An 8457-nucleotide genomic window follows, 5' to 3' on the forward strand; every position below is an offset into this window, starting at 1 on the left:
TTCGAGGTGGCTGGCCACGCCTTCGACGAGATCGGCCCCACGGAAGGCCTGGAGCATGAGGCTCTCCGCCCGGGTCACGGAGTCGGCGTAGGTGCCGCCCGCGTCGTTGTGCAGTTGGCCCTTGATGGTGGCCATGGACCCCGGCGAGCAGCGTGTCGCCAGATCGGCGGCGTACGCGACGGCCGCATCGACCACGCTGCCGGTGGGGACCAGGTGGTCGAGGAGTCCGATACGCAGTGCCTCCTCCGCGTCCACCATGCGACTCGACAGCAGCAGGTCCGTGGCCCGGCTGTGCCCCACCAGGCGGGGCAGCAGCCAGGAGATCCCGTACTCGGCGATCAGTCCACGTTGCGCGAATGCCGTGGTGAACCGGGCCGAGGGCGAACCGAAGCGAACATCGCAGTAGAGCGCCTCCACCATGCCCAGGCCCGCGGCCACCCCGTTGACCGCGCCGATCAGCGGTTTGCGCAGGGTCAGCGGCAGGTCGCGCGGCCGGCGTCGCGCCCTGTCCGCCGCGGAGACCTCGTCGATCTCACCGACCGCCTGCAGCCGCTGGAGGTCGGCTCCGGCGCAGAATCCGCGTCCCTCGCCGGTGACCACGACGGCGCGTACGTCCGGGTCGTCTTCGACGGCGTCGAGGAGCGCGAAGTAGCGGTCTTCGAGTTCATCGGTCCAGGCGTTCAGCTTGGCGGGCCGGTTGAAAGTGAGCACCAGTACGGGCCCGCGGTGTTCGGCGAGGACGAGCTCGCCCGGCGCGTCGGTCATGCCTTCCCCAGCAGGGAGCTCTGGTAGCGCCGCATCCCGCGCAGCCACCGGTCGTAGTCCGCGCCCTTCTGCCGGTACATGTCCAGAACCTCTTCGTGCGGCAGGATCAGGAAGCTCTCGTCCGCGATCGCGGCAAGGACGGCCTCGGCGACCTCGGCCGGCTCCAGGACGTCACCTGCGGACGTGACGGCCTGCGCCGCCGCTCGCCCCAGCGCGTCCCCGGAGTCCTTCCCGGCGGACAGCATCCGGGTGTTCACCCCCATCGGGCACAGACAGCTGACCCGGACCCCGCGATCGCCGTACGTGACACTCAGCCATTCGGCGAAGCCGACTGCGGCGTGCTTGGTGACGGCGTACGTGGCGGAGCCGATCTGCGTGAGCAGCCCAGCGGCCGAGGCGGTGCTGACGAAGTAGCCCTCACCGCGTTCGAGCCACTGCGGCACCAGCAGTGTTGCCGCACGGATGTGGGCGCGCAGGTTGACGTCGATCGAGAGGACCCAGTCCTGTTCGCTCGCGTCGAGGCCGGGTGCCCCGGCGATACCCGCGTTGGCGAAGTAGAGGTCGACCGGACCGAACGTGCTCTCCGCCAGATCGATCAGCTGCTGGATCTGCGCGGTGTCCGACGCGTCCGAGCCGGCGCTGACCGTGCTTACCGGATGGTCGGCGTTGACCCTCTCCGACACCGCCCGCGCGCTGTCCGCGTCGAGGTCCGCGACGACGACCCGGGCACCTTCGCGAACGAGCCGCGCGACCAGCGCGCTACCGATGCCGCCGGCACCACCGGTGACGATGGCGACTCTTTCTGCAACGTTCACAGCGAACCCTCTCCGAGATGGTGGGACCGTGCTCCGTCCCACCTATAGTTGAATCCGACGTCAAGTTCAATAGGCGGGCGCACGGCACCTAACCCGGGGACGTATGACCCACTGATCCAGGGGACGGAGAAAGAGAGAAACAACCGGCGAACGGCCGTGAGCGGCGGGCTTCGACCCGGCTCAGGCTGCCGGGTCAGCGGTGGTCAGGGAACCGCAGGGCGTTCGCCCAGAGCCGGGTGACCGTGGACACGAGCTCCTCGAAGTCCACCGGCGCGCCTTCCCCCTGCCCTTCGCCGAGCACGAAGGCGTTGTAGGCCATGACGCTGACCATGCCCGACAACGCACGGGAGGCCAGCATCGGATCGACCTCACGGTCTGCGACGCCCCGCGCCTGCAGGTCGGCGATGCCGCGGGCATTGCGGCGGATGAACGCGTCAGCACGCCGGCCGCGGAACCTACGGAACTCCGGCTCCACTTGCGCGACCTGCTCAAGCAGCGCCATCAGCTTGGCATTGCGCTTGTATGCCTGCAGATACGCGCGATTGCTCGCCTCGAGTACCGCATAGGGATCGTCGGTACCCTCCACCCGGGCCATGCCGGGGTGCAGCATGTCCTCCTGCGCCTCCAGGAGGACGGCGGCAAGCACCTCTTCCTTGTTGGCGAAGTAGGTGTAGAACGATCCCGCCGCGCACTGCGCCTCTTTGGTGATGTCGGTCAGGCGGGTGTCGAGGTAGCCGTCCCGTTCGAACACCTTGCGCGCGGCCTTCACCAGAGCGGCCCGTGTCCGCGCTCCGCGCTTCGTCGTGGGAGGCTCGCGAAGGTGCGAGAGGGGCGCCATGGGGGGTGCCTTCTCGCCGTCGATCTCCTCGGGCGCGGTGGTGTCCATCGCGGAAACTGTACTTGAATCCGACGCCATGGTCACAAACTGCGTCCGCCGGAGGAGAGGTGTTCCGTGGGGGCGGCAACGTGGCAGGGCGCGGTGTCTCGGGTCAGACCGGCACGGTCGATGGACCGCTTGAGGATCTTCCCGGTCGGGCCCTTGGGCAACGCGTCGACGAACCGGACGATGCGCGGGATCTTGTAGGCGGACAGCCGCTCTCGCGCCCAACCCGACACCTCGGCGGCTCCGAGCTCGGAACCGGGCCGGGCGGCGACGAGCGCGGCGACCTCCTCGCCGTAGTGCTCGTCGGGCACGCCGATCACGGCTGCCTCGACGATGTCCGGATGCTCGTAGAGCACTTCCTCGACCTCACCGGGGTAGACGTTGTAACCGCCGCGGATGATCAGGTCCTTGATGCGGTCGACGATGCGCAGGTCGCCGTCCGTGTCGGTTTCACCGAGGTCACCGGTGCGGAACCAGCCGTCGGACGAGAGGGCCGCGGCGGTGTCCGCGGGGCGGTTCCAGTAGCCGCGCATCACTGTGGGTCCCTTGATGTGGACCTCGCCGACGGTACCCGGCGGACACTCGTTGCCGTTGTCGTCACGCACCTGAACCTGCAGCCGTGGGACCGCCCTGCCGGTGTACCCGGTCTTGGCGCCGCGTTCAAGGTCGTTGAAGGTGCCGAAGGCGGTGGTTTCGGTGAGCCCGTACCCTTCGAGGATGGTGCAGCCGAAGCGGGCCTCGAAGGCTCGGGCGATCTCCCCGGGCAGCGAGGCGCCGCCGGAGACGGCGACACGGAGTTCGGCGAAGTCCGCCGGGTTCGCATCGCCCGCCGCGTGCAGCAGCGCGTTCCACATGGTCGGTACGCCGGCCATGATGGTGAGCCGGTCACGGCGCAGCATCTCCAGCATCGACGCCGGATCGAATCGGGCCAGCAAGGACATCGAGCCGCCCACGGTCAAGGTCGCCATCATGACCGATGCCTGGCCGAACACGTGGAACAGCGGCAGCCCGGTGCCGGTACGGTCGGCGCTCGAGGCGCGGCTGCACTCGGCGCCGATCTCCCCGGCGGACAACAGGTTCCCGACAGTGAGTTGGGCCCCCTTCGGCCGCCCCGTGGTGCCCGAGGTGTACAGGATGGCCGCGGTCTCGTCGCGGTCCCGGTCGACCACACGGGCAGGGGCCGCACCGGCGACCGACGCGCCCGGGGACAGCGTCCAGAAGGACACCTCGAGCGCCGCGGCCGCCTCCGCGACGGCGGGGCCGAGAGCGTGCCAGGCGATCGCCAATGAGCATCCGGCGTCGCCGAGAACGTACTCGGCCTCGGCCCGGGTGGACATCGTGTTGACCGGCACCACGACGCAGCCCGCGGCCTGAATTCCGAGGTAGGCCACCACGAACTCGGGCACCGACGGCGCTGCGAGAAGCACTCGGTCCCCAGGAGACAGGCCCGCGGCGGACAGTGCGCCCGCGTACCGCACGCTCGCCTCGCGCAACTGAAGATAGGTCCACTGATCCCTTGCGCCGCGCAGCGCGATGTTGTCGGGACTGGCGGCCGCGTGGCGGCACACAGGATCGAAAACGCTGGCCATGGACGGTGCCTTCCTAGATGTGGGCAGCTGACGGTGCGGCTCTTTCCCCTTGCCGATCAGTCGACTCGGTCGATCGGTCAGGCGCTGATCCCGAAGCGTTCGGCGAGTTGGCGACGGGTGTCGGTGGCGCTGGTGTGCAGCACGCCGGCGATTCCGATCCGCGCCGCTCCGTCGAGGTTCTGCTGCAGATCGTCGATCATGACTGCCTCCTCGGGGGCGACGCCGAGACGTTCACATGCGATCGCGTAGATCCGTCTGGAGGGCTTGCGGATCCCGACCACGGCGGAGATGACGACCACGTCGGCGAGGCCGGCGAGGTCGACGCCGTCGTAGGTGCCGGTACCGAACGAATTGGACACGAGTGCGACGGGATGGCCGGCGACTCGAAGATCATCGAGTAGGGCGAGCATGTCCTGGTCGATCGACATGCCCGTTTGCATCCGGGCCGTGAGCCCCTCGGCTTCGACGTCGGCGCCGTGGACGCGGAGACGTTCAGCAAATCCTCGCTCGAAGGCCTCGGCGTCGATCCGGCCGCACTCGTGGTCGGCCAGGAGGGTGCGTGACGGCTGGTCCCGGCCGAGGAGTTCCAACGGCAGGCGCGGGTCGCCGCCGAGGGAGGCGCCGAAGTCGGTGAAGGCCCGCAGCACACTGGAGGTGATGACCCCGCCGAAGTCCACCAGGACCGCGGTTCGGGTTTTGTCCACCGCGTTCGACACGGTATCCACGCCTCTTTCGTAGTTGGGTTGCATCCGGCAGGGATGCCGGGCTCAGGCGACCTCGAACAGTCCGGCTGCGCCCATGCCGCCGCCGACGCACATCGAGATCACCACATACCGAACACCGCGGCGCTTGCCCTCGATGAGGGCATGCCCCACCAGCCGGGCACCAGTCATTCCGTACGGATGACCGACCGAGATCGCGCCGCCATTGACGTTGAACCGCTCCGGGTCGATGTGCAGTTCGTCACGGCAGTACAACGCCTGAGAAGCGAAGGCCTCGTTGAGCTCCCACAGGCCGATGTCGTCGATGGTGAGGTTGTGCTGCTTCAGCAGCTTCGGAATGGCGAACACCGGCCCGATGCCCATCTCGTCGGGGCCACAACCGGCGACTGTCATACCCCGGTAGACACCCAGCGGTTCCAGTCCGCGGCGCTCGGCCTCCCTCGACTCCATCAACACCGACGCCGAGGCCCCGTCCGACAACTGCGAGGAGTTGCCCGCCGTCACGCTGGCATGCGCACTCACCTGGCCGTCGGGCAGCACCGGCGCCAACCCGGCCAGGCCTTCGAGCGTCGTCGACGCGCGGTTGCCCTCGTCCCGGGTCAGGGTGACCTCCTCGTGCCGCACCTCCCCGGACTGTTTGTCGAGCACCTTCTTGACGCTATTGAGCGCGACGATCTCCTGGTCGAACCGGCCGGCCTCCTGCGCCACAGCGGTGCGTCGTTGTGACACCAGCGCGAACTCGTCCTGGCATTCCCGGCTCACGCCGTACCGTTCGGCGACGATCTCCGCCGTCTGCAACATCGGCATGTAGATGCTCGGCTTGCGCTCGACCAGCCAGGGATCCGACATGCGGTGGGTGTTCATGTGCTCGTTCTGCACCAGGGAGATCGACTCGACGCCGCCGCCGACAGCGATCTGCATGCCGTCCACGACAATCTGCTTGGCGGCAGTCGCAATGGCCATCAGGCCCGACGAGCACTGCCGGTCGATCGACATCCCCGACACCGTGTCCGGAAGCCCTGCACGCAGAGCGGCCTGACGCGCGACATTGAAACCGGCTGACCCCTGCTGCACGGCGCAGCCGAAGATCGCGTCCTCGACTTCGCCTCCCTCGAGCCCGGCGCGCTCCACGGCGTGGGACAGGGCATGGGCGGCAAGTTCCTGCGCCTGGGTGTCGTTGAACGCGCCGCGGTAAGCCTTTCCGATCGGCGTCCGTGCCGTCGAAATGATGACTGCTTCCCTCATGTCGCCTCACTGTTTCTTGTTGGTCCGGGTCGCTTCGCCCCAGAGCCTCGCGAGCGGTATTCCGGGCTCCGTGAGCCGGGCTCGATGCCGGTAGTCGGTGCCGAACGCCAAATGCGGCGCGGTGAGGGCTCATTGACCGTCTACCCGGTGACCGATGGCATGAGCCATGGCCCCAGGGGGACGGGAGTCGTCCTCCGGGTCCGGTTATAGTTGAATCCGGCGTCATGTTCAACCAAGCAGTCCACCGCCGCCGGGAAGCGCTCACGACCTTGACAGCCCGCCTCTCCACCTGAAGGCTACCGACCAGTCGGTATGAAGAGGTGGATCGTGACCGAGCTGAGCATCTCCACCGGCGCGGGCGTGTTCAACGCGATCGCGGCGGGTCCGCCCGAGGGCCGTCCGGTGCTGCTGCTGCACGGCTTCCCGCAGACGGGGCTGGTGTGGCAACGGCAGATCGCGGCGTTGGCCGCGCACGGCTACCGGGTGGTGGCGCCCGACCAACGTGGGTACTCCCCCGGCGCCCGGCCCCAGCGGCCCGAGGAATATCGCATCAGCCTTCTCGTCGACGACGTGGTCGCGATCACGGAGGAACTGGGCTGGGAGGCGTTCGACCTAGTCGGCCACGACTGGGGAGGCGCGGTGGCCTGGTGGACCGCTGACGCCCATCCCGGCCGCGTACGCACCCTGGCGGTTGCCTCGACGCCTCATCCCGGCGCTCTGGCCACCGCCCTGCGCACCGACGAGGACCAGCGCAAGCGCTCGCAATACATGATCGACTGGCGCGAGACGCCCGCGACCGAGGAGCGCATGCTGGCCCACGATGCCCAGGTGCTCCGCGCCTTCTATGCCGAAAAGGTCCCACAGGACAGTGCCGAGGCCTATGTGCGGCGCCTGTCCCAGCCAGGCGCTCTCACCGCCGCGCTGAACTGGTACCGGGCAGGCCGCCCCGACGGCACGATCGGCATCATCGACGTGCCCACGCTGTACATCTGGAGCACGCAGGACAGCGCGTTCGGCGCGGCGGCGGCACAGGAGACCGGACGGTGGGTCAACGGGCCGTACCGCTTCGAGACCCTCCAGGGCGTCAGCCACTGGGTCCCCGAGGAAGCGCCCGAAACGCTGAGCCGCCTGCTGCTCGCACACCTGCGAGCGCACGGCTGGTACGGAACCGCAGCGCATATCCCATTCGCCGACTCTCCGAAGAGGTAGCCCATGAAGACAGCGCGCGCGGCTTGGCGCGGACTCGAGCCCGTACACGCCATGATCTACTTCGTACCCGAGGCAAGGCGACGGTACGCGGACCTCGGACTGAGCGGACGCGCCGGCTACTTCACCTCCCGCAGCGCCGCCTTCGGCCGAGCGTCCGCCGACCTGGTCATCGCGACCTTCTACAACTTCAATCCCGCTTTCGTGCGGCAGGCGGTCGACGGGGCCTGGGACACGACGACACCGCAGCAGGTGCTGGACGCGCGGTACGCCGCGGCGGGCGAAGCCCTGCGGCGGGCGGGAATCCACGAGCTGCCCGACCTGGCCGAGGTCCTGGCGCTGACCCGCCGAGCCGCCGATGCGGCCTGCGAACAAGCCCAGGGCCGCCCGCTCTTCGCCGCGCATGCCGCACTGCCTTGGCCGGAGGAGCCGGTGCTGCAGCTGTGGCACGCCCAGACGCTGCTCCGGGAGTTCCGTGGAGACGGCCATGTCGCGTGCCTGCTGAGCGAGGGCGTCGGGGGCTTGGAAGCCCTGATTCTGCACGCCGCCACCGGTGAGGTTCCCGCCGACTTCCTCAAAGCGAGCCGCGCATGGCCCGAGGAGGAGTGGGCCGGCACCCAGGAGCGCCTACGAGAGCGAGGTCTCCTCGACGGCGACTCCCTCAGCTCGGAAGGCTTCATCCTGCGTCGGCACATCGAGGACCGCACCGACCACCTGGCTTTTCCCGCCTACGCCGCCCTGGGTGACCCCGACTGTGAGCGTCTCGCCCAACTCGCGAGCCCCTTCGGCCGCGCAGTGGTCGAAGCCGGCCTTCTCAAGCTCGGCTGACCGCGGACCCATGCCGTGAAGACGAGCGACGGCTCGCACCGATCGATGGAACCGGCTCACCCGTCTCCAGAGGGCCACTGAGCCACGCCAGCACGAACGACGCAACCCACACCGTCTCTGCCACCACCGACTGGTCTCTTGGGTTGCGTTGTGCAAGGCAGTCATGGCGTCGCTCGCACACTCCACGTCGGAAATATGTAGTCGCACCACATGTGTGCCTGCGTCTGGCCGCGATCCTTGCCGGCTGCTGCAGGTCAGCGGTTCGTCATGTCCCGGGTCTGGGCGTAGACCGTTTCTTCAGGTACTAGCTGTATTGACCCGCAGCGTTGTTCACGCGGCTGATCGGTGGCTGGCCGCCGAGTGCGGTGTGGCAGCGGTGGTGGTTGTAGGTGTGGAGGAATTCT

At 68.5% G+C, this 8457-nt stretch carries 7 protein-coding genes and 2 pseudogenes; 2 read left to right on the plus strand and 7 right to left on the minus strand.

Annotated elements, in window-relative coordinates:
- Window positions 1–42: 42 nt before the first annotated feature.
- From ACFY3C_RS31020 to ACFY3C_RS31045, 6 genes and pseudogenes are all read right to left on the minus strand, one after another.
- Window positions 43–765: pseudogene (locus ACFY3C_RS31020) on the minus strand (enoyl-CoA hydratase-related protein); the annotation flags it as partial.
- Entirely contained in the window at window positions 762–1580 is an 819-nt protein-coding gene (locus ACFY3C_RS31025; RefSeq protein WP_390773120.1) for an SDR family oxidoreductase, read from the minus strand. The gene ACFY3C_RS31025 and the pseudogene ACFY3C_RS31020, both read right to left, overlap by 4 nt.
- 193 nt (window positions 1581–1773) lie before the next feature.
- Entirely contained in the window at window positions 1774–2466 is a 693-nt protein-coding gene (locus ACFY3C_RS31030; RefSeq protein WP_390773121.1) for a TetR/AcrR family transcriptional regulator, read from the minus strand.
- Between the two features lie 32 nt (window positions 2467–2498).
- A complete protein-coding gene (locus ACFY3C_RS31035; protein WP_390773122.1) occupies window positions 2499–4052 on the minus strand; it encodes an AMP-binding protein in 1554 nt (517 codons plus the stop codon).
- Between the two features lie 77 nt (window positions 4053–4129).
- A complete protein-coding gene (locus ACFY3C_RS31040; protein ID WP_390773123.1) occupies window positions 4130–4756 on the minus strand; it encodes an HAD family hydrolase in 627 nt (208 codons plus the stop codon).
- A 63-nt stretch (window positions 4757–4819) separates the two neighbouring features.
- The gene (locus ACFY3C_RS31045) at window positions 4820–6019 is read right to left on the minus strand and encodes an acetyl-CoA C-acyltransferase (protein WP_390773124.1); all 1200 of its coding nucleotides are present in this window, start codon (window positions 6017–6019) and stop codon (window positions 4820–4822) included.
- A 327-nt stretch (window positions 6020–6346) separates the two neighbouring features.
- Here ACFY3C_RS31045 and ACFY3C_RS31050 point away from each other — a divergent pair, with 327 nt between their 5' ends.
- Together ACFY3C_RS31050 and ACFY3C_RS31055 are read left to right on the plus strand one after the other, a co-directional pair.
- On the plus strand, window positions 6347–7228 hold the full coding sequence (locus tag ACFY3C_RS31050) for an alpha/beta fold hydrolase (protein ID WP_390773125.1): 882 nt from the start codon (window positions 6347–6349) through the stop codon (window positions 7226–7228).
- Window positions 7229–7231: 3 nt separating this feature from the next.
- Window positions 7232–8053, plus strand: coding sequence for a hypothetical protein (locus tag ACFY3C_RS31055; protein WP_390773126.1), 822 nt, complete (start codon window positions 7232–7234; stop codon window positions 8051–8053).
- A gap of 304 nt (window positions 8054–8357) precedes the next feature.
- Here ACFY3C_RS31055 and ACFY3C_RS31060 read toward each other — a convergent pair.
- Window positions 8358–8457, minus strand: a pseudogene (locus tag ACFY3C_RS31060) (IS481 family transposase); the annotation flags it as partial.

The sequence above is a fragment of the Streptomyces sp. NPDC001410 genome (assembly GCF_042895235.1).
Taxonomy (GTDB): Bacteria; Actinomycetota; Actinomycetes; order Streptomycetales; family Streptomycetaceae; genus Streptomyces.